At 67.9% G+C, this 20647-nt stretch carries 19 protein-coding genes; 12 read left to right on the top strand and 7 right to left on the bottom strand.

Annotated features, from left to right (window positions below):
- The first annotated feature begins 258 nt into the window (after positions 1-258).
- Both ACFVVI_RS35325 and ACFVVI_RS35320 read left to right on the top strand, forming a co-directional pair.
- On the top strand, positions 259-894 hold the full coding sequence (locus tag ACFVVI_RS35325; RefSeq protein ID WP_387449333.1) for a vancomycin high temperature exclusion protein: 636 nt from the start codon (positions 259-261) through the stop codon (positions 892-894).
- Between the two features lie 590 nt (positions 895-1484).
- The gene (locus tag ACFVVI_RS35320; protein ID WP_387449330.1) at positions 1485-4775 is read left to right on the top strand and encodes a DEAD/DEAH box helicase; all 3291 of its coding nucleotides are present in this window, start codon (positions 1485-1487) and stop codon (positions 4773-4775) included.
- Here ACFVVI_RS35320 and ACFVVI_RS35315 read toward each other — a convergent pair.
- The 3 genes from ACFVVI_RS35315 to ACFVVI_RS35305 all read right to left on the bottom strand — a co-directional run bounded on the left by ACFVVI_RS35315 (position 4757) and on the right by ACFVVI_RS35305 (position 6595).
- Positions 4757-5815: a class I SAM-dependent methyltransferase gene (locus ACFVVI_RS35315; protein ID WP_387449327.1), complete on the bottom strand. Its 1059-nt coding sequence runs from the start codon at positions 5813-5815 to the stop codon at positions 4757-4759. The genes ACFVVI_RS35320 and ACFVVI_RS35315 overlap by 19 nt on opposite strands.
- Before the next feature lie 97 nt (positions 5816-5912).
- Entirely contained in the window at positions 5913-6368 is a 456-nt protein-coding gene (locus tag ACFVVI_RS35310; protein WP_387449324.1) for a PTS glucose transporter subunit IIA, read from the bottom strand.
- A complete protein-coding gene (locus ACFVVI_RS35305; RefSeq protein ID WP_101469146.1) occupies positions 6365-6595 on the bottom strand; it encodes a glucose PTS transporter subunit EIIB in 231 nt (76 codons plus the stop codon). The genes ACFVVI_RS35310 and ACFVVI_RS35305 overlap by 4 nt, the downstream gene beginning before the upstream one ends.
- Positions 6596-6823: 228 nt before the next feature.
- Between ACFVVI_RS35305 and ACFVVI_RS35300 the strand changes: the two genes are divergently transcribed.
- The 6 genes from ACFVVI_RS35300 (at position 6824) to ACFVVI_RS35275 (ending at position 12950) form a co-directional block, all read left to right on the top strand.
- A complete protein-coding gene (locus tag ACFVVI_RS35300; RefSeq protein ID WP_378996470.1) occupies positions 6824-8170 on the top strand; it encodes a PTS transporter subunit EIIC in 1347 nt (448 codons plus the stop codon).
- 4 nt (positions 8171-8174) lie between these two features.
- On the top strand, positions 8175-8438 hold the full coding sequence (locus ACFVVI_RS35295; protein WP_387449320.1) for an HPr family phosphocarrier protein: 264 nt from the start codon (positions 8175-8177) through the stop codon (positions 8436-8438).
- The gene (gene ptsP, locus ACFVVI_RS35290) at positions 8438-10102 is read left to right on the top strand and encodes a phosphoenolpyruvate--protein phosphotransferase (RefSeq protein ID WP_387449317.1); all 1665 of its coding nucleotides are present in this window, start codon (positions 8438-8440) and stop codon (positions 10100-10102) included. The genes ACFVVI_RS35295 and ptsP overlap by 1 nt, the downstream gene beginning before the upstream one ends.
- Positions 10103-10244: 142 nt before the next feature.
- Complete coding sequence (locus tag ACFVVI_RS35285) at positions 10245-11417, top strand: N-acetylglucosamine-6-phosphate deacetylase (RefSeq protein WP_387449314.1); 1173 nt, start codon at positions 10245-10247, stop codon at positions 11415-11417.
- Entirely contained in the window at positions 11417-12196 is a 780-nt protein-coding gene (nagB, locus tag ACFVVI_RS35280) for a glucosamine-6-phosphate deaminase (protein WP_378996479.1), read from the top strand. Before ACFVVI_RS35285 ends, nagB begins: the two co-directional genes overlap by 1 nt.
- Position 12197: 1 nt before the next feature.
- Positions 12198-12950 (top strand): copper homeostasis protein CutC, encoded by a 753-nt coding sequence (locus ACFVVI_RS35275; RefSeq protein ID WP_387449310.1) that lies wholly within the window; start codon positions 12198-12200, stop codon positions 12948-12950.
- Positions 12951-13041: 91 nt separating this feature from the next.
- On the opposite strand, the gene ACFVVI_RS35270 is transcribed toward ACFVVI_RS35275, so the two are convergent.
- Positions 13042-13683, bottom strand: coding sequence for an HD domain-containing protein (locus ACFVVI_RS35270; RefSeq protein WP_387449308.1), 642 nt, complete (start codon positions 13681-13683; stop codon positions 13042-13044).
- 73 nt (positions 13684-13756) lie between these two features.
- Entirely contained in the window at positions 13757-14425 is a 669-nt protein-coding gene (locus ACFVVI_RS35265; RefSeq protein ID WP_387449305.1) for a class I SAM-dependent methyltransferase, read from the bottom strand.
- A gap of 99 nt (positions 14426-14524) precedes the next feature.
- Here ACFVVI_RS35265 and ACFVVI_RS35260 point away from each other — a divergent pair, with 99 nt between their 5' ends.
- A complete protein-coding gene (locus ACFVVI_RS35260) occupies positions 14525-15103 on the top strand; it encodes a TetR/AcrR family transcriptional regulator (protein ID WP_387449302.1) in 579 nt (192 codons plus the stop codon).
- Here the strand turns inward: ACFVVI_RS35260 and ACFVVI_RS35255 are convergent.
- A complete protein-coding gene (locus tag ACFVVI_RS35255) occupies positions 15039-15341 on the bottom strand; it encodes a hypothetical protein (RefSeq protein WP_378996490.1) in 303 nt (100 codons plus the stop codon). The two genes, ACFVVI_RS35260 and ACFVVI_RS35255, sit on opposite strands and share 65 nt — an antisense overlap.
- A gap of 244 nt (positions 15342-15585) precedes the next feature.
- On the opposite strand from ACFVVI_RS35255, the gene ACFVVI_RS35250 reads away from it, so the two are divergent.
- The 3 genes from ACFVVI_RS35250 to ACFVVI_RS35240 all read left to right on the top strand — a co-directional run bounded on the left by ACFVVI_RS35250 (position 15586) and on the right by ACFVVI_RS35240 (position 18931).
- Complete coding sequence (locus ACFVVI_RS35250) at positions 15586-16536, top strand: NAD(P)H-dependent flavin oxidoreductase (RefSeq protein ID WP_387449294.1); 951 nt, start codon at positions 15586-15588, stop codon at positions 16534-16536.
- Between the two features lie 66 nt (positions 16537-16602).
- A complete protein-coding gene (locus tag ACFVVI_RS35245) occupies positions 16603-17157 on the top strand; it encodes a TetR/AcrR family transcriptional regulator (RefSeq protein ID WP_387449291.1) in 555 nt (184 codons plus the stop codon).
- A 70-nt stretch (positions 17158-17227) separates the two neighbouring features.
- Positions 17228-18931, top strand: coding sequence for an alpha/beta fold hydrolase (locus ACFVVI_RS35240; RefSeq protein ID WP_387449288.1), 1704 nt, complete (start codon positions 17228-17230; stop codon positions 18929-18931).
- A gap of 58 nt (positions 18932-18989) precedes the next feature.
- Here ACFVVI_RS35240 and ACFVVI_RS35235 read toward each other — a convergent pair whose 3' ends face one another.
- Positions 18990-20642, bottom strand: coding sequence for a CocE/NonD family hydrolase (locus ACFVVI_RS35235; protein ID WP_387449285.1), 1653 nt, complete (start codon positions 20640-20642; stop codon positions 18990-18992).
- Between the last annotated feature and the right edge of the window lie 5 nt (positions 20643-20647).

The following is a 20647-nucleotide window of genomic DNA, read 5'->3' as shown; positions in this document are numbered from 1 at the left end:
ACACACTTCTACCCACAACTTCTCGGAGGGGTTTCGGTGAGGCAAGGGTTCAAACTTAGCTCAGACAACCGGCCGGAAGCAAATCCGTACCGAGTCCCTCTGAACACGCAGCCAGTCAGGCGCTCATCGTCCTACCTCGTGTCTCGGCCGCTGGGCGGCTGAGTCGGTGTCCGTGTCGCTCTGACTCGAATAAAGTTACGTGTCGCGAATTGCAATGTCAAATCCCCTAGTCAGGGGATATTTTCGCAGTGTTCATGTATGAAAGTGCGCATGGCGGAGGAACATAGCGGGAAGCGTCGGCGGTTGCGTCGCATGGCGAGAGCCGGACTTGTCGTGGCGGGTGGCCTCGCGTTGGTGACAGCTGGGGCGAACATCGCTATGTGGAGTTTGTCGTCCGGTCATAGAAGTGATGTCGCGGCCGCGCCCAGCGCACCTGTCGTGATCGTCCCGGGTGCCAAAGTCGGGACGGATGGAACTCCGATGGCCTATCTACAGGGACGTCTCGATGTGGCGATCGAGTTGGTCGAAGCGGGCAAGGCCGAGGCGATTCTGTTGTCCGGGGATGCCGGCGGCTCGTCGGGCGACGAGATCGCGTCGATGACGCGCTATCTCCTCGACCACGGCATCGACCCGGCCATCGTCCGATCCGATCGTGCCGGCCTTTCCACGCGGGAGACCTGCGAGCGAGCGAAGTCGCTGTTCGGCATCGACCGGGCGATCATCGTGAGCCAGTACCAACATCTCCCCCGCGCGGTCGCGCTGTGCCGGGCCGCGGGTATCGAGGCCGACGGGGTGGTGGCCTATTGCGAGTGCAGGCAGGTCACCGAGGCACGCAACAACGTTCGTGAATGGCTGGCAGCGCCGAAAGCCGTGGCGGAGATGCTTCTGCGCTGACAGCGCGCCGGGAGCGCAGAGAAGCGACGAACTCCCGCAATCTCGCGGGCCGCGCCGACCGAGGCACGGGAGGCGCTGTGACCAGATGGAGGAAGGCCGGCGCGGCATCAGCAGCGAGCAGGGCTGTCGCGTGAGCTCGTGCCAGCCCGACCCTGACGTCGACTTCTCGCGCCCTCCAGTCGTGCACGAGCCCGAGCTCGGCCATCGCGGTGCGGAACAGTTCAGGAGCGGCACCGCAGTCCGTCCGGGGCAGACAGGCGAGCTCTACCAATGCTGGACTGTCGAGTCCACGCGCGAGTGCCTCGGCGGCGGCCATCGACAGGTCCGCACCGTGGAGCGCACCGAGCACGAATCGGTCTGCGGCGTGGGCCAAGTCGTCCATGGTCTCAGCGTGCGCGGCACAAGGTTGATGGGTCAAAGGGTTTTCCGGGGCGGTTGTGGGCGGCGAGGTGCTCGCCGCGGCGGCAGGACCAGCACCGATGTTCTCGCCACGGCAGGCGCGACCGCCGGGGTGGCGTGCTCGAGGGATCCGGATCGCGTACCGTGATCGGGGTTGTCTGCAATGATCGCCGACCGGATTGGGGTGCATCGTGGGCGGTTCCGAGCACGCCGCGCGGCTCGTGCGTTTCTGGCAAACGGTGGAGTTGTTCGGCCCGCAGCTTGTTCCCGACGTCGAGACCGGCGGACTGGTGGTCGATCTCGCGCCCGATGACCGCGCGCCATGGGAAAACCTCGCCGCGCTGCCCGCGTTGAAAACCGGGCGGGTGTGGCAGTTCGTCGTGTACGGCGGACTGTTCGAGGTGGGGCGCGCGCGGGAAGCGCTGGTGCGGACATTCGGCGAGGACCAGCTGGAGGCCGACGCCCGACGGGCCGGGACCACAGCGGCTTTCGCGGTGACGTTGACCGACGGCGGAGTGGTTGTCGAAGGCTCGGCGACGTTGTCGGGGCTGGCGTGGGCCGTGAACCGGCTGCGCGCACCAGGGCCCGGCGACGTCGGCTGGGCCGACGGATTCGACCACGACTCGGCGGCGTTCACCGCCGCGCTCGACACGCTGACGCGAGAAACTCACCCCGATGCCGAACAGATGGGTCCGGCACCGCGGTGGCGTGCGCTGGACGTGGCAGGCCGCGGGGTAGCGGCTTCGGTGCTCGCGGCGGGAGCGGATGGCGTCATCTCGCCCGGTCTCGCCGGGATGTCTGCGTTGGCCTTCGCCGAACGGTTCGCCGTCCTGCCTGACGACGACGTCGTCGATGTCCCCCGATTGACCGGCCGCGACCTGCAGATCTTCACCGGTGAACTGTGTGCCGCGCTGGGCATTCGATCGGAATTGCGGGCCGGCGGTGTGCGGGTGGCGTGCATCCAGGTCGCGGCGCGCGACGCCGACAGTGACGCTGCCGAGGATCGCCTGAACAGCGGGCTCGGCACGGACCTCGCCGAGCTCGCGAAAGCGGTGGAGCGCGGCGACATCGGTGCGGCGCTGCGTGACTACCTCTCGGCGGCGGAGTCGCTGCCGCTCGATGACCGGATCGATGTCCGGCGACGCCAGGACGCTGTCGTCGAGGGCCTGCTCCCTCATCTCATTCCGGACGGACGCTGGCCGGGCGATCCGCTGGTTTCCGGACAGCAGTTCGCGGTCGATCGCGCGCTGTCCGAATTGCGCGACGATGCGGGCATTTTCGCGGTGCACGGTGCGCCGGGCACCGGGACGACGACGATGCTGCGAGACCTGCTGGCCGGGATTCTGGTCGAGCGGGCCGCGCAGCTGGCGGCGTTCGACGATCCGATGGCGGTGTTCGCCGGGATCACCGAGCAGGTGCAGGTGGCGAAGAACTACACGGTGGGCGCGCACCGATTGGCGAACTGTGTGACCGGGTTCGAAGTGGTACTGGCGACCGGCAGCGATGCCACCGCGGCCGATGTGGTCGCCGAGATCCAGCATCGCGACGCGATCGATGGCGAGCTCAATCACTTCACCGACCTGGCCGAACTCGTCGGCGGCGCACCGGCGTGGGGACTGGTCGCCGCGGCACTGGGCGGGACGCGACGAACGTTCGCCGAACAGTTCTGGTTCGGGGATCGGTTCGCCACCGAACGGAAGACCGGGACACCGAACGGCGGGATGCTCGACATCCTCAAGCAGGCCGAGGCCGACCCGGATTCGATTCCCGATTGGCCGACCGCGGTGCGGGATTTCACCACTCGCCGCGCCGAGGTGCGCAGACTCGCGCAGGCGCGCCAGAACGTCGCCGACGCGGTCGCCGAGCTGCCGACCATGAACGCGGGATTGCAGTCGACGGCGGCCGAGATCGCCAACGCCGATGACGCGCACGCGCACTGGCGCGAACGTCATCAGCTGGCCACCGAGCATCTGCGGGCCGCGCAGGCCGCGCACCACCGGGCGGGCAAGTTCCTCAGCGAGCACGGCGGGCAGAAGCCGGGGTTCGTGGCATCGCTCTCGACGGGATTCCGGGCGGGACGGCGGTGGAGCGCGCGCAGCAACGAATTGCTGCGCGAACGACATATCGCCGAGGCGGACATGCGGCGGCGCCAGACCGAGGTCGAGTACACGCGGGAGCAGTGGGCGCAGGCCGCCGAGAACGGCCGCACGCTGATTCGCGAACACGTCGAGTTGACGGAGCGGCGGGCGACGGCGCTCGACGTTATCGAGCGGGGGCGCGAGAACTGGTCGCGCACCATCCCGTTCGGTGATGTGGCGGGTGACGACGAGCAGTTCCAGCTGTGCAATCCGTGGGCGGACGAGCAGTACGCGAGCGCGCGGCGTGAGCTGTTCCTGTCGGCGTTGAAGTTGCATCGCGCGTTTCTGCTCAACGCGGCCCCGCGGATTCGCGACAATCTCATCGTCGCCATCGCGTTGATCCGTGGTGAGCTCGCGGTGGAGCCGAAGCCGGAAACCATTGCGGCGGCATGGCAGACACTGTTCTTCGCGGTGCCGATGATCACCACGACCTTCACCGCACTGCCCCGGTTGTTCGCCGGGCTGGGGTCCGAGGCCCTCGGATGGTTGTTCGTCGACGATGCCGGGCAGGCTGCGCCGCAGTCGGTGGCCGGTGGGTTGTGGCGGGCTCGGCGGGCGGTGATCGTCGGTGATCATCGTCAGCTGGGACCTGTCGGTGTGCTACCCACTTCGGCGCAGGAAGCATTCGTACAGCAGTACGGGCTCGATGCGGAGTGGATGCCGGATCAGGCGTCGGCACGCCAGGCTGCTGATCGTGGGGTGCGGTACGGGACCTGGCTGATGCCCTCCGATTCGATCGCGCCGGTGTGGGTCGGCACGCCGCTGCGGGTCCATCGGCGTAGTGACCGGCCGATTTTCGAGCTCACACATCACATTGCCTATGACGATGACCTGCTGGTGTTCGCCACGCCGGATCGACCGGAGTTTCCCGGGCACGATCGGTGGATCGATGTCAGATCCGCACGGGCCGAAGGTAATTGGATTCCCGGCGAAGGCGAAGCGCTCGCCGCGCTGCTCGCGCGGTTGACCGAGGACGGGGTGGCAGCGGCCGACATCCGTGTGGTCAGCCCGTTCCGCGACGTCGCCCATGGCGCGCAGGAGATCGCGCATGAGGTGCTCGGTGCGGAGTTCGCGCAGCGGCAGGTGGGCACTGTCCATGCTATGCACGGCAATTCGGCCGAGGTCGTGGTGCTGATCTTGGGGACATCGCCCGCGGCAGGTGGGTCGCGACGGTGGGCGGCGACAAATCCGAATGTGCTCAATACGGCAGTGTCGCGGGCTCGGCGGCGGGTCTACGTGATCGGCAACTACCGATTGTGGAGCAGCCAGCGCTATTTCGACGATCTCGCCAGGCGCTGGACGGTCGAGACCGAACAACTCGCCGATCAGACCGTGAGCCGGTAGAACCGCCAGAATCCGAAGTCCTCGATCGGGAGGACTTCCACGGCGGTGAAACCTGCCTTCTCGGCGTACTCCCCCAGTTTCGCCGTGCGCATGACGGTGCCGGTGCCCGCGGAGTCGGGATGCGCCATGCCGTCGGGCAGGCAGACCAGCAGGCTGAACCCGTACATCAAGCGGTCGATATCGGCCGCCGGTGCGGTGAATTCCGGCGCGACGGCCTCATCCATGATGATCACCGCGCCACCTGGACGCAGGGCTTTGCGCATCGAGGTCAGTACCTCGACCGGGTGTGGCATGTCGTGCAGGCACTCGAACGCGAACAGCGCGTCGTAAGTGGATTCGGGGAGGTCGGTGGTGGCGTCGGCGTGGTGGAAACGGACGCGATCGCCGAGGTCGGTGGCGTTTTCGGTGGCCATCCGCACCGAGGGCCCGTCGATGTCGTAGCCGTCGACCGCCAGCTCCGGGTAGGCGCGGGCAAGGGCGATCGCGGACCAGCCGCCGCCTGAGCCGATATCGGCCGCCTTGGCATCGGGGCGCGACAGCAGCGCGTGGATATCAGCGACCCCGGCCAGACCCGCAGCGAGACGGTGCTCGAACCAGGGGCGATTCATGTCCGACTGGGATTCGCGCATGTCGGCGCCGTACTCGGACCAACCGACGCCGCCGCCGTCGCGATACGCGCGCACGAGCGCGGGCATCTGGGCGGCGGCACCGGCCAGCATACGAGCCAGTGGCGCAAGGTAATCGAGACTGCTCGGGTCGGTGAGCACCTCGGCAGCGCCGGCGGGCAGGGCGAACCGCCCGTCCGCGGCCACCGTCAGAATCCCGGTCGCCGCCTGCTGCTCGAGCCACTCCTGCGCATACCGGCGATCTCCACCCGCCCGCGCGACCAATTCACCCGCGTCCGCGGGCCCACCCTCGGCCATCGCCCGATACCAGCCGAGCCGATCCCCGAGATGCACCGCCAGAATGTCGATAGTCCCGAGCGCGGCCCCGAACAACCGCTCGGCGAACTGCTCACTGGATTGCTCAGCTCCGGTCATCGGTCATCCTCCTGTTGACGCGATACGAATCGACGCCGACCCGCTGATACGGACTACGGGTCGGCTCGCCGAAAGGTTCAGCAGCAGGTCAGGGTGGCTATGGCGAATCGAACAGGAGGCTGCCGGATTCGACGGTGGTGCCGACGGTGTCGGTGTAGACGGAGTCTTTCGCCGAGTCCATGACCACGACGGGACAGATGACCGAGTAGCCGGTGGCGGCGGTTTTCGTCGGGTCGAAGGTGACGATGGGGGCGCCGGCTTCTACGGTGTCGCCTTCGGTGGCGAGCAGTTCGAAGCCTTCGCCTTTGAGTTTCACGGTGTCGATGCCCAGGTGGACCAGGACGCCGACGCCGTGGCCGAAGATGACGAAGGCGTGGGGGTGGAGTTTGAGGATCTTGCCTGCGATGGGGGCCGTCACCATCAGGGTGCCGCGGGTGCGGTCGGGGTCGAGCGCGACGCCGGAACCGACGATCTGCTCGGCGAAGACCTGATCGGGGACCTCGGAAAGGGCCACGACCTTGCCGGGCAGCGGCGCGACGACCGGGATGCTCACAGAATGTCCTCGATGTCGTCGGCCAGGGTATCGGCTTCGGGGCCGACGACGACCTGCACGACCGTGCCCGACTTGAGGACACCGTGGGCGCCCGCGGCCTTGAGAGCGGCCTCGTCGACCTTGCTACCGTCCTTCACCTCGGTGCGCAACCGGGTGATGCAGGCCTCGATCTCGACGATATTGTCCGCGCCGCCCAAGCCCTGGACGATCGCTTCCGCTTTGGACATCTGTTCTCCCTTTCGGCGGTGGTTGCCAGTACCAGTATGGGAGTCTCGAATGTGCGCCACATCATATTCAGCGGTTGACATCCGACCTCCACCTGGTCAAACTGGCAACTGGTTATGACCGGACAGTACCCGTCAGGTACACCGGTTCACAACAGTTAACCCGGATCGGCGGGCAAGCCGGTCCTCCCTCGCCGAGACCGCCGCGAAGCCGGCACGAAGAAGGTCGACATGACTGCCGTTACCGACACACCCCAACAAGAATCGAAGGTGTTCGCGGGATTGCAGCGCCTCGGTCGCAGCCTCATGCTGCCGATCGCGGTGCTCCCCGCGGCGGGCATCCTGCTGCGCATCGGCCAGGACGATCTCCTCGGCCGCTTCTCCGCGCTGGAGAGCACCGCCTCGGTTATCTCGGCAGCCGGGCAGGCCGTGTTCACCTGGCTGCCGCTGATCTTCGCCGTCGGTATCGCGATCGGCTGGGCGAAGAAGGCCGACGGGTCGACAGCGCTGGCGGCAGTGGTCGGCTACATGGTGATCAACGGCGTGTTCGAAGCGATGTCACCGATCGTGCTCGAAGGGAAAACCGACCCGAAGGGCGCGCAGGCGCTGATCAACTACGGCGTCCTCGCCGGCATCGTGATGGGTCTGCTGTCGGCGATACTGTGGCAGCGGTTCTATCGCACGAAGCTGCCCGACTTCCTCGGCTTCTTCAACGGCAGGCGGCTGGTGCCGATCCTGACCGCGTTCACCGGCCTCGTCGTCGGCGTCGGCATGGCGTTCCTGTACCCGGCCTTCAACTCCGCGCTCACCTGGGTGGGCGAGACCGTCGCGGACAACTCGGTCGTCGGTGGCGGCATCTACGGCGCGGCCAACCGCCTGCTCATCCCGACAGGGCTGCACCACATCCTGAACTCCACGGTCTGGTTCCTCGTCGGCGACTACACCGACGCCTCCGGCCAGCTCGTGCGCGGTGACCTCAACCGCTTCTTCGCCGGTGATCCGACCGCGGGTACGTTCATGACGGGCTTCTTCCCGATCATGATGTTCGCGCTTCCCGCTGCCGCGCTGGCCATTTGGCGCAACGCGCGCCCGTCGCAGAAGAAGCTGGTCGGCGGCATCATGCTCTCCACCGGCCTGACCGCGTTCGTCACCGGCATCACCGAGCCGCTGGAGTTCTCCTTCATGTTCGTGGCGTGGCCGCTGTATGTGGTGCACGCGATCTTGACGGGCACATCGATGGCGCTGGTGAACGCGCTCGGTATCCACGACGGATTCACGTTCTCCGCGGGTGCGATCGATTACCTGCTGAACTTCGGCAAGGCCACCAATGCCTGGATGCTGATCCCGATCGGGCTGGGTTACGCGGTGATCTACTACGTGCTCTTCAGCTTCGTGATCAAGAAGTGGAACCTGCGCACGCCGGGTCGCGAGGCGGAAACCGATGTCGAAGCCGGTGTGCCCGACGCGGCCCTGGTCGAAGCGGAGACTGCTCTGACGGCCACGGGCGATACTCGAACCGACGCACCCTCGGTCGCCGAAGTCGAAACGAAGCTGGACAAGAAACTGGAAGGTGAGTGAGGCAATGAGCACCCGCACCGTCATCGTCGGATCCGAGGTGGGGCTGCACGCGCGGCCCGCCGCGAAACTCACGCAGGCCGTGCAGGCCGCGGGGGTGCCGGTGCGGATCTCGTTGGGAGGTGGCGAGCCGGTCGACGCGGCCAGCGTGCTCGCGGTGATGACGCTGGGCGCGGGACACGGGGCCGAGGTGACCCTGCACGCCGAGGGGGCCGACGCGGTTCTGGACCAGCTGGCCGAACTCGTCGCCTCGGATCTGGGCGCCGCCTGATGCCGGAACAGGTGATCGGTGGACTCGGAGTGAGCCCGGGCGTGGTGTGCGCGCCGTGGTTGCGGTTCGGATCGCAGCTCGAGACATCGGCGCACGATCCCGTCGGCGGCTCGGTCGCCGACGAGCTCGCCCGGGTCAAGGACGCGCTCGGTGGCGTGTCCGACGAGATGACCGCCAGGGCCGCACGGGTGAGTGGTGTTGCGGCGGAGATTCTTTCGATGTCGGCGACGATGGCCCGTGATCCGGGCATCGTCGCCGCCACGGAGAAGGAACTCGCCGCCGGGATGCCGACGGCGCACGCGGTGCACCTGGCGTTCGAGGGATTCTGCGCGAAGCTGGAAGCGCTCGGCGGGTACATGGCCGAGCGGGCGACCGATCTGCGCGATATCGGCGGGCGGACCGTGGCGGTACTGCTCGGGCTGCCGATGCCGGGGATTCCGGAGCCGGGATATCCGTTCGTGCTGGTCGCGCGCGATCTCGCACCTGCCGATACGGCGATGCTGGGTGACAGTGATGTGGTCGGGTTGCTCACCACCGAGGGTGGGCCGACCAGCCACACCGCGATTCTCGCGAAGTCCCTCGCGTTGCCGGCGGTGGTGAACTGTCCGGATACCGATCGGCTCGTCGACGGTGTGCCGGTGCTGCTCGACGGCACCACCGGTGAGGTCGTGATCGACCCGAGTCCTGAGCATCAGCAGGCAGCACTGGAACAGGCAGCGGCGGACAAGGCGCGGATCGCGGCGGCCACCGGGCCGGGACACACCGCGGATGGGACGCCGGTGCAGCTGCTGGTGAACATCGGCACCGTCGACGACGCGGCGAAGGCCGGGTCCATCGACAGTGAGGGGGTTGGCCTGTTCCGCACCGAGTTCATGTATCTCGGGAAGACGTCCGCGCCGTCGCTGGCGGAGCAGACCGCCTCGTACACAGCGGTTCTCGAACAGTTCGCCGGTCGACGAGTCGTCGTGCGGACACTCGATGCCGGGTCGGACAAACCGCTGCCGTTTCTCGATCTCGGCACCGAGGAGAATCCGGCGCTCGGTGTGCGCGGGCTGCGGATCGGCACGGTGTTCCCGGAAACTCTGGCCACGCAGCTCACGGCTCTCGCCCGTGCGGGCGAGGCCACGGGAGCCGACCTGTGGGTGATGGCGCCCATGGTCGCCACCGCGGACGAGGCTGCCGGATTCGCCGCGCTGGCAAGGGAATCCGGGCTGACCAAAGTCGGGGCGATGATCGAGATCCCGGCGGCGGCGTTGCGCGCCGCCGATCTGCTCGCGCATCTCGACTTCGTGAGCATCGGAACCAACGATCTGAGCCAGTACACGTGCGCGGTGGATCGAATGGCGGGCGGGCTCGCACAGCTGCTCGATCCGTGGCAGCCCGCGGTGCTCGATCTGATCGCGATGGTCGGTGCGGCCGGCGCGGCGGCGGGTAAATCGGTCGGGGTGTGCGGTGAGGCGGCGTCGGATCCGACGTTGGCGCCGGTGCTGGTGGGGCTGGGCGTGACGAGTTTGTCGATGTCGGTGCCCGCGTTGCCCGCGGTACGGGCGGCGTTGGCCGCGGTGGATGTGCAGCAGTGCCAGGACGCGGCCGACGCGGCGTGTGCGGCACGGAATCCGCAGGTGGGGCGGGCGGCGGTCGCGGCGATCATCGGGCGGGCGTGAAAAAGGTTGTTGTGCACACGGTCCGGCCGTCGGTCGGATCGCGATGCGGTGTCCGGTGGTGGTCCGCGATCGCTGTGGTGGATGGCGTATCGGGTCGTTCAGGTGTGGGGGCCGGGCAGGGCTCCGGTGATGGGGAAGGTTCGTGGTGACGAGAATCGTGCGGGGTCGTCTCGTCGGGACGGTCGAGGGTGACATCGCCGACGGCGTCGTCGAATTCCAGGACGGGCTGATCACCTGGGTCGGCGATGCGGCGAATCATCCTGCACCCGATCGACTTCCAGCATCCAGTGATGATCTGGTGCTTCCGGGGTTGATCGATCTGCACTGTCATGGTGGGGCCGGGTTCGGGTTTCCCAATGCTGATGCGGACGGCGCTCGGGTCGCGGCGGCGCATCATCGGGCGCACGGCACCACCGGGTTGATGGGGAGCTTGGTGTCGGATCGGCCGGAGGTACTGGTCGCACAGGCGGCGATGTTGGCCGATCTCGTCGAGGACGGCGTATTGCTCGGGGTGCATCTCGAGGGCCCGTTCATAAATGCGATCCGCTGCGGGGCACAGGATCCCGCGGCGATCATTCCCGGCGATCCCGCGTTGTTCGAGCGACTCTACGCGGCCGCCCGCGGGACGGTGCGGTCGATGACACTGGCGCCCGAGACCGCGCACTTCGATGAACTGCTGGCCGCGATGCGCCGACATGATGTGCTGCCCAGCCTCGGGCACACCGATGCCGATGCCGCGACCACCGCGGCGCGCATCGCCGAGGCCAGTGGTGGCCCTGTTACCGCCACGCACCTGTTCAACGGGATGCCAGCACTGCATCACCGCTCCCCCGGGCCGGTCGCCGCCTGTCTGGCCGCGGCCGGGCGAGGCCAGATGGTGGTCGAATTGATCGCTGACGGTGTGCATTTGGCGCCGGAGACGGTGACGATGGTATTCGATACCGTCGGCCCGGATCAGATCGCGCTGGTGTCCGATGCGATGGCGGCGGCGGGCATGAGTGACGGCGGCTATCGGCTGGGCGCCCTCGATGTTCAGGTCCACGACGGCGTTGCCCGGCTGGCCACCGATGACGGTTCGCCCGGGGCGATCGCGGGGGGCACGGCACGGCTCGTCGACGTCCTGCGCTGGACCGTCGACGTCGCGGGCATACCGCTGTCCGATGCGGTCGTCTCCGCGACTCGAACCCCTGCTCGTGTTCTCGGTCTCGAGGGCGAACGCGGCAGTCTCACCGTCGGCGCGCGTGCCGACATTCTTGTCACCGACCAGTCATTGCGGCCGCGGCGGGTGCTCGTCGCCGGAACGGAAGGAATCTGATGGAGATCGTGATCCGGGCTGACGAAAACGAAGTGGCGAGTACGGTCGCCGATATCGTCGGCGGCTATGTGCAAGTCGGCAACGCGATCCTCGGCTTGGCGACCGGGTCGTCGCCGCTGGGGAGCTATCAGGAGCTGGCGCGACGGTACCGGGAGGGCGAGCTGGACTTCACCACCGCCAGCGCTTTCCTGCTCGACGAGTATGTCGGTTTGCCGAAAGATCATCCGCAGTCGTATTTCTCGGTCATCCGGTCGGAGTTCGTCGACCATGTGAACCTGGATCCCGCACGGGTGCTGAGCCCGAACGGGGAGGCGGGTGACGTGGCGGGCGAGGGCCGCCGGTACGACGCGGCCATCGCCGCCGCGGGTGGGGTCGACGTGCAGTTGCTGGGGATCGGCACCGATGGGCACATCGGGTTCAACGAGCCCGGGTCGGCGCTCACCTCGCGCACGCGGGTGAAGACGTTGACCGAACAGACGCGTAAGGACAACGCGCGCTTTTTCGACGGACCGGAGGATGTGCCGCATCACGTGCTCACCCAGGGCCTCGGCACCATCAACGAGGCCGGGCACCTGGTGATGATCGCGCTCGGCGCGGGGAAGGCCGATGCGATCGCCGCCGCCGCCGAAGGACCGTTGTCGGCGTTCTGCCCGGCCTCGGTCATGCAGTGGCATCCCCACGTCACGGTGGTGATCGACGAGGCCGCGGCGAGCAAGTTGAAGCTGGCGGACTACTACAAGTACGCGCTGGCGAACAAGCCCGCCTGGCAGTCGTTCTGACGTGACCGCCCTCGAGTTCGCGGTGCAGGACGCGGCAGGCGCGCTCGGCGCTCGCCGCGCCGGGGCGGATCGGGTGGAATTGTGTGCGGCGCTGGGCAGCACGGGTGGGCTCACGCCGAGTATCGGGACGATCGAGGCTGTGGTGGGAACCGGTATTGCTGTCCATGTGCTGATCCGGTGCCGGGCCGGAGGTTTCGTGTACGCCGACGCAGCCGAGCTCGCGGTGATGAATGCTGATGCGCGCGCGGCAGTTTCGGCTGGTGCGGCCGGTCTGGTGATCGGTGCGCTCACCCCGGACCACCGGGTCGATGGCGAAGGGCTGAGTCGTGTTCTCGATGGTGTCGCTGTCGATGGCATAGAGCTGACCTTTCATCGTGGGATAGATCAGATCCGCGACCGTGCGGCCGCGCTCAACACATTGATCGCCGGTGGCATGACCCGGGTGCTCACCTCCGGTGGGGCACCCACCTGCGCCGAGGGACTCGATGAACTCGCCACGATGGTCGATCACGCGGCGGGGCGCATCCAGATCATGGCGGGTGGCGGGATCGCCGTCGGTGACATTCCGGCATTGCACCGGGCGGGCGTCGACGCCATCCACCTGTCGGCCCGACGCGTCATCAGTGATGACGGTGGACCCGGTGGCGGCGGCACCTCCGGCCACGAGCAACTGGACGAGGAACTCGCGGTCGCCGCTGCCCGTCAACTGCTCGCGGTAGACCGGCCGAACGGCTCCGGACACCCCTCGGCCTGATGCGGGCTGCTCGCCTACTCGGCATGCGGCGGGCCCGGCCGCGTTTGGGGCCAGTACGGGTTCGGATTCGCCCGGCCGTCAACTACTCGCTTCAGGAGCGCTCGGCCAGAATCAATTCCGCCTCGCCAGGACCGCAGTCGAAGGCCGCTTGTACTGCCGCAACGGCTTTTTCGTGTTCGCCCGCGGCTACCAACGCGTCGATATCGGCCCACTGATCGGTGGGCGGGGCTATCGACGGGTCGAGGCGGCGGTCGAGGCGTTCCCACATGCGGGCCACGGTGGGGTCGTCGGCGAGGAGTTCGCCGAGGTGGGCCTTGAAGGTGGGGTGTTCGGTGCGGTACATGCCCATCCAGCTGCTGGCGGGCGGGCTGGCTTCGGCATTGGCGGTGCGGTCGGCGAGTTTGAGGATGACGGCCCTCGGATGCGCGGCGATCTTGTTGTAGGCGTTCTGGTTTCGCGCCTTGCGGTCGGGGCCGATTCCGGTGACCGCCCACACCAGGTCGAGAACGTCACGGCCGAAACGCGATTCGACGTCCTCGGCGGTGACGGGGGTGTCTTCGACGACATCATGGAGCCAGGCGGCGAGGGCGAGTTCACCGCCGTAGCCGAAATCGTCGAGGACACCCCGCACGGCCGCGAGATGGGTGGCGTAGGGATGGTCGCCGTAGCGCTGATCGCCATGCGCCGCGAGGGCGAACTCCCGTGCCTCGATTTCGCGCTGATCGAACTCCATGCCGCACCCCCGTGCTCGATTGGTGATCGTGTCGAGATCGACCCTAGCCGAGGGCACCGACAGGTTTCCCGGATCAGTGGGGGGCGACCGGTTTCAGCGCGGTGAGGATGCCCGTCTGGTCGCGGCTCTGGGTATAGCTGAGATCGGTGAAGCCGGCGGCCTCGACCCGAACGGTGTAGTGGCGGATATCGGCATCGGCGAACGGATCGCCACCGCGACCGAAGAACAGTACGAGGACTGTCCGCATCCGAGGGGAGGGGGACGCGTCGGCGAGCAGAAGCCGTCCGCCCGGCCGCAACACCCGCCACATTTCGGCGATCGCGGCGTCACGCTGCGACTCGGGGATGTGGTGCATGACGAAAGTGCACGTGACCACGTCGAATTCGGCATCGGGCAGGGGCAGCGACTGCGCCGGTCCGACCACGTAGCGATGATGAGTGGCACGATCTCGGTCGCGGTTGTCGGCGACCGCCGTGGCGGAGGGATCGACACCGACGGCGGCACCGTTCGGACCGACCGCTCTGCCGAGCCCGCGCACGAGTTTGCCGGGCCCGCAACCGATATCGAGGGCACGCGAACCCCGACGCGCACCGGAGAGCGTGACGAATTCGGCGAGCAGACGACGGTGCCTGCCCAGGAAGAACACCGTGGTGAAGAGGTTGTAGCGGCGCAGGCCCGCGATGACAAGGCCGGTGCCTGCGTCGTCGACGAACATGGGGGTGAGAAGCTGATTTCGGGACATGAGTTCATCCTCGGGCGCTGCCGCGCACGTCACCAGGAGCAGAATCGCCGGAGGTGTCCGTTATCGAACAGATCCGGGGAAACCGTGCAGGAGGAAGCGATGGCCGAGCACCCTGATCGCCGGGTTCGACGCACCAGGGACACGCTGCACAAAGCGCTGATCGAGCTGATGATCGAGCGCGGCTACGACAAGGTGACCGTGAGCGACATCATCGGCCGCGCCGACGTGGGGCGATCCACCTTCTACGCGCACTACCGCGACAAGGACGACCTGCTGCTGGTGAGCTGCACCGAGTTCCTGCGCCGCGAGATCATCCGCACGACGACACCGGGTTCTCCGCTCGCGCCGCTGCGCGTGATGTTCCATCTCGCCGCGCAGTACCCCGAGGTGTATCGCCCGCTGATCGGGCCGAAGGCCACCGCCACCGTCGTGCGCGCCTATCGGCAGTGTGTCGCCGACCTGGTCGGTGAGCTCCTCGGTGAGCAGCCGGCGGGCACGATCGAGTTCCTGTCGTGGGCATTGCTCGGCGTGCTGGGTCCGGTGATCGAGCCGACCGCGCCGACACCACCGGTCCAGGCGTGGCAGCGGTTCGAAACGCTCGCGCTGTACGGGCTCACTGGCTCCGGCGGCCCAGGTCCGGCCACGGCGGGCGACGCAGAATCGCCAGCGCCGCGATGACCCCGGTGAGCAGGCCGATCCATTCGCCGAGCTGAGCGATGCGATTGGCGTCCATCGCGGGCGTCCAGTGCGCGCGCCCTTCGTGGACGACGAACACACCGACCGGACGAGGGTGGCGCAGCGGACCACCACCGCGCGAGACGGTGATGACCGTAGCGCCGCCGGAAGTGTCGATCGGCTCGCCGAACACGATCGGCGGCTCGGTCACCAGCTGTTCGACGCGATCTCTGATCGTCATCGCCATCCTGTCTCCTCGTCTGGCATTGCCGTCGAACATACGCGCACCGCGTATCCGGCGCCGAGGTTCGTTCCGCGCGGCGCGCCGCCGATCGCCGGAGCGAGTCGCACAGCGAATTGCGTTGTCACCCATTCCTTTCCGAATCGGCTGCCAGCCGAGTAATCCCGGCACGCATCGCTTCGGGAATGCGCTGCCCATCAGCTGCCATGATGGATGGGTCATAGCCGTGGCGAAAGGTGCACCGATGTCAGAGCAGACGCTGTCGACACAGTGGTCACGATCGCTGGGGCTGCGGGTGCCGCTGGTGAACGCGCCGATGGGCGGCGCGGCAGGCGGACGGCTCGCGGCGGCGGTGAGCGCGGCGGGCGGGCTCGGGATGATCGGCATGGGCAGTGCGGGATCGGTGGCGGCGTTGCGCCGCGAACTGGATGTCGCCGGAGCACCGGACGGGATCGGGCTGGTCGACTGGGTCCGCGCCCGCGAAACCGGGCTGCTCGAGGCTGCGATCGCCGCGGGTCCACGGATTATCTCGGTCAGTTTCGGCGCTGATTTCTCCTGGGTACCCCAGGTGCGGGCGGCGGGCATCCTCGCCGTCACCCAGGTGTACGACGCACCGGGCGCCCACCGCGCGCAGGACGCGGGAATCGACATTCTGGTGGCGCGCGGCAGCGAAGGTGGCGGCCACGGCGCCGACCGATTGGCCTTGCTGCCGCTGCTCGACGCCGTCCTCGACATCGCGACCGTCCCGGTCCTGGCCGCCGGTGGCATCGGCTCCGGGCGCACGCTTGCGGCCGTGCTCGCGGCGGGAGCGGCGGGCGCTTGGCTCGGGACCTGCCTCGCCGCCGCGGAAGAATCTCTGCTGCCAGAATCCGCCCGCCTCGCGATGCTCGCCGCCGATTCCAGCAGCACCACCGTCACCACCGCATTCGACGAGGCACTCGATCTGCCCTGGCCACCGATCTATCCCGCGCGCGTCCTGCGCAACGAGTTCACGGATCCGTGGTCGCGGCTCGAGGGCGACGACGTGCCCGATTCCGACCGCCTTCGCGCGGCGATCGCGGACGACGATCCTCGGCTCGCACCGGTGGATGCGGGTCAGGGTGTGGGATTGGTGACCCATATCGAGCCTGCGGCGGCCATCCTCGACCGACTCGGCGGGGACGCCGCCGAACTGCTGGCGTCACGCCACGGGTAAGGCTGGTTGCGACCGGGCGAGCGGTCGGCCATTGCAAAAATATGTAGACCAGTCTAGTTTTATCGAGTGGGCAAAAAGGGAGCCGAAACGCGGTGCAAGTTGATCAGGGCGACGCGGTCGCTGATCGAGTCGCACGGATATTTCGGCGCCGGGCTCAACCAGATCGTGCAGGAGAGCGGTGCGCCGCGCGGGTCGCTGTACTTCCATTTCCCGGGCGGTAAGGACGAATTGGTGGCGGCGGCGCTCGCCGAGAGCGGCACCGACATCGCGACGATCATCCGCACGGTCGAGGCGACGGACGCGCGAGATTTCGCGCGGAAGATGGTGAACCTGCTGGGCGATCAGCTGGAAGCGTCGGACTGGACCGTCGGGTGCCCGGTGGCGGCCGTCGCGTTGGACACCGCGTCGACCAACGATGCTGTGCAGCAGGCTTGTTCGGCGACCTATCGACTCTGGGAGGAGGCGATCCGGGAACGATTGATCGGATTCGGCCACCCCGAACCCGAACGGATCACCACGGTCGCGCTCGCACTGATCGAAGGCGGGCTGGTGCTGGCCCGCACCCACCGTTCCCGCCAACCACTTCAGCACCTCGCCGACACCATCGACGTGCTGATCTGAGCCGTTCCCGACCCGCAGCTCGCGCCATATCATAAAAATATGTAAATCGGTCTACTGAAAGTAGGACACCATGGCACACACCGACTCCGTCGTTTTCGGCGCCGCCGGGTTCATCGGCCGCTCCCTGGTCGCCGAATTACTGCGAAACGGGAACACCGTCACCGCCGCACTGCGTGCGGGCAGTCAGGATCGGTTGCGGACCTGGCTCCACGGGCAGCGTGTCGACACCGCCGGTTTGACCATCACCTCCACCGATATCGGCGAACCGGATCTCGCGCTGGGCGACACCGTCGAAGGGGTGCGTGATGTGTACAACGCGGCCGCGTTGATGAAGTTCGGGCTGGATGCGCAGGTGGCGCGGCGGGTCAACCTCGACGGGGCGGTGCACGTGCTGGAATGGGCCGCACGGCAACCGGATCTGCGGCGCGTCGTCCACATCACCGGCTATCGCGCGGCCGACGACGGGGGCGAGCAGGACTACGGCAACGGCGCGTACGAGGCGTCGAAGGTCGAGGCCGATGCCCTGCTGCGGCGGCTCGCGGCCGAGCGCGACATCCCGCTGACCATGGCGAATCCTGCCGGAGTGCTCGGACCCGGCCAGTACTTCGGCCTCTCCGACATCATCGACAATCTCTGGCAGGGTCGGTTGCCCGCGTTGCCGGGCTCGGCCGATACCTTCGTTCCGGTGGTCGATCTCGATTACGTGGCCCGGTTCATCGTGGGGCTGCCCACGCACGCCGATACGGTCGGCAAGTCCTATCCACTGCTGGATGCCGCGACTCCCGTACTGCCCGAACTGATTCGGCTCGTCGCCGACCATCTGCACGTCGGCGCGCCGCGCTTCACGCTGCCGACCGCGCTGGTTCGTCGATTGCCCAGGGCAGTGACCCACGCCGATCCCGAAGCGCTGTCCTTTCTCAGCAGCGATCGGTACGACACCAGCCGAAGCGACGCCATCGCACAGCGTCTCGGCATCAGCCATCCGCCCGTCGACGAACTGCTGCGCACCTACGCCGACGGGATCGTCGCCGGCCGCAACGGCACCGTCGCACCCACACCGAAATCCGGATTCCGTGACGGGACCTGGTTGGTCGGCGAGCGAACCGACCCGGAATATGTGCTGTTGCACGGGATTCCGCTCGACAGCGAATCATGGTCCGACGTGGTGCGGGAGTTGGATGCACCTACCCTGGCAGCCGACCTTCCCGGGCTCGGGCGCTCTGCGGTGTCCGCGCAGTCGGCCGGGGATTGGATGGAGGATCTGATGGCGCCGGTGCGGACGCGGCCGATCATCGTCGGTCATTCGTTGGGCTCCTGGGCCACAATCGAATTCGCGCTGCGCCATCCCGATCGGGTGTCACGGCTGGTACTGATCGCGCCCGCTTTCCTCCAGCAGCCCGCCTCCCGGCTGACGGGTTCGCCCCTCGCCGCCGAGGTCGTCAAGCGGATGTCCGCCGCGACAGTGGCCGCGCGACTGGGCATTCCGGAGGGTCCTGCCATTACCTCCGCTCTCGCGGCTCTGCGACGACCTGGCGTTGCCCAGCGCACGTGGGCGGCCTTGCGCGCCGCCGGTGCTTCCCGAGACGAACTCGCCGCGAAGCTGACCCGGGTCACCGTTCCGGTCGACATCATCGTCGGTTCGGACGACCCACTGGTCGAGCCGACCGATCGGCCGGTCACCGCGATCGCCGGCACCGGCCACTATCCGCACCTGACCCATCCGGATCTCATCGCGCGTGCCCTGCGCGGCGAATCGGTCTCTGCTGCACCGTAAGACCACCCGACGAGCAGCAGCCGCTAGTTGGGCCGACAGCCAGATCGGTCCGCGACGCTCACCCGGCCGGAGCCGTGAGTTCGATCCGGAGTGCGGGGTCGTTCACCATCTCCGGCTGGAGTGCGATGGTTTCCTCGGTTCGCCACCGTGCGTGCCAGATGGGGACGCCGCCGGGGAGATTCAGTTCCCGCGGGGTGGTGAGCAGGGGTAGGTCGAGGCGGGCCGAAGCGACGGTAACGGCGGCGTTCGTCGGCGTGTGCGACCATACGTCGTCGACCGCGTTGGTGATCCGGACGCCGAGTCGGTGGCCGGTGGCCAGGCGGGCATCCTGCCAGAGCAGCCGGATCCCGGATTCCGAGCGGACCGGGGCGATACCGCGGGTGATGACGGTGGCGCGTCCGTCGGGGGCGATGTCGTAGAGCTCCAGTGCGACAGTCGCTTCCGGCGGGCCGCTGAGGGTCAGCGCGGCAGTGGCGCGGCCCGCGAGGTGCACGGGCTCGGCGACCGGGGCCGAGATCGACCAGATTTCCCGGTCCGCGCCGGGCAACAGACCACGATCGCTGTAGCTGCCGGTGCGCAATGCGATGGATGTGCGCTGGGCGTCAGTAGGCGGCCAGGCGGGTTCACCGCGCCACCCACCATCGAACTGGCCTACGGTCACCGGTGGTCCGGGTACCTCGACATCGGCGCCCGCCACGTGTTTGTCCAGGAATGCGTAGAGCTCCGAGGCGAAGTGGGGTGTGCCGCACTTCTCGCGGCAGTCCGAGTGGCCCCACTGGCCGAACCAGGCGCGGTGTTCGCCGGGGCCTCTGGCTTCCCATGCCTCGATGATGCGGTCGGCGCGGGTATTGGAGTCGAGGAAGCTCTGGCCGAGAAACATCGGGGTGGTATTGCCGCGGACGGCCTCGACCATGTCGCGCTCGCGCCAGTCCGGGTTGGCGCCGTTGTGGTCGGTGGTGAGGGCGAGGTAGCCGGCGGCGCAGTCCTGGGTCATCTGGACGGCATTGGCTTTGTACTCGTCGCCGTCGTCGGGGTGAGCGGGGGTCGAGGCGATGGCCAGGTGTTCCGCGCCCGCGGTGTCGGCGGGGCGGATACCGTCCTCGGTCAACGGTTTTCCGCCGAACTTCCACGCCGTGCCCTGCATGTAGAGGTAGGAGTACGGATCGACGACCGGTTCGAACGCCGCCACCGCCGCGAGCCCCTTCGGCTTCGCGGCCAGCGCCATCATCCCGGTCCATCCCTCATAGGACGTGCCGACCACGCCGACCCGCCCCGTCGACCACGGCCTGCTCGCCGCCCACTCCACCGCCGCCGCTACATCCGACCGCTCCCCCGGGCCGCCGAAATCCGGGCACCCGTTGGACCCACCGAATCCGCGCAGATCGACGATCACATACGTGTACCCGGCCCGCAGCGCCCACTCGACCGGCAAGTTGTCGGTCGAGGGCCCACCACCCGGGCGAGGCTGGGACAGGTATGCCAGATGCGCCCGGTACGGACTGGCCGTCAGCAGCACCGGAGTCCGCGCGTCGGCGGCCACACCCGGCGGCCGAAGGATATCGGCGTGCAGCCGCGTGCCGTCAGGGGCGGTCAAATACTCCTGCGTCCACGTGAACGCCACATTCACCGGTTCCGCTGTCGCCGGCGCCACCATCCCGAGCACCAACGCCACACCGGCCACCGCCCGCGCCACCACAACACCCAATCGCACCCCCG

The sequence above is a fragment of the Nocardia sp. NPDC058114 genome (genome assembly GCF_042884695.1).
Taxonomy (GTDB): Bacteria; Actinomycetota; Actinomycetes; order Mycobacteriales; family Mycobacteriaceae; genus Nocardia.
Note: the sequence above shows the minus strand (reverse complement) of the source record. Positions and strands in the feature narration are given on the sequence as shown.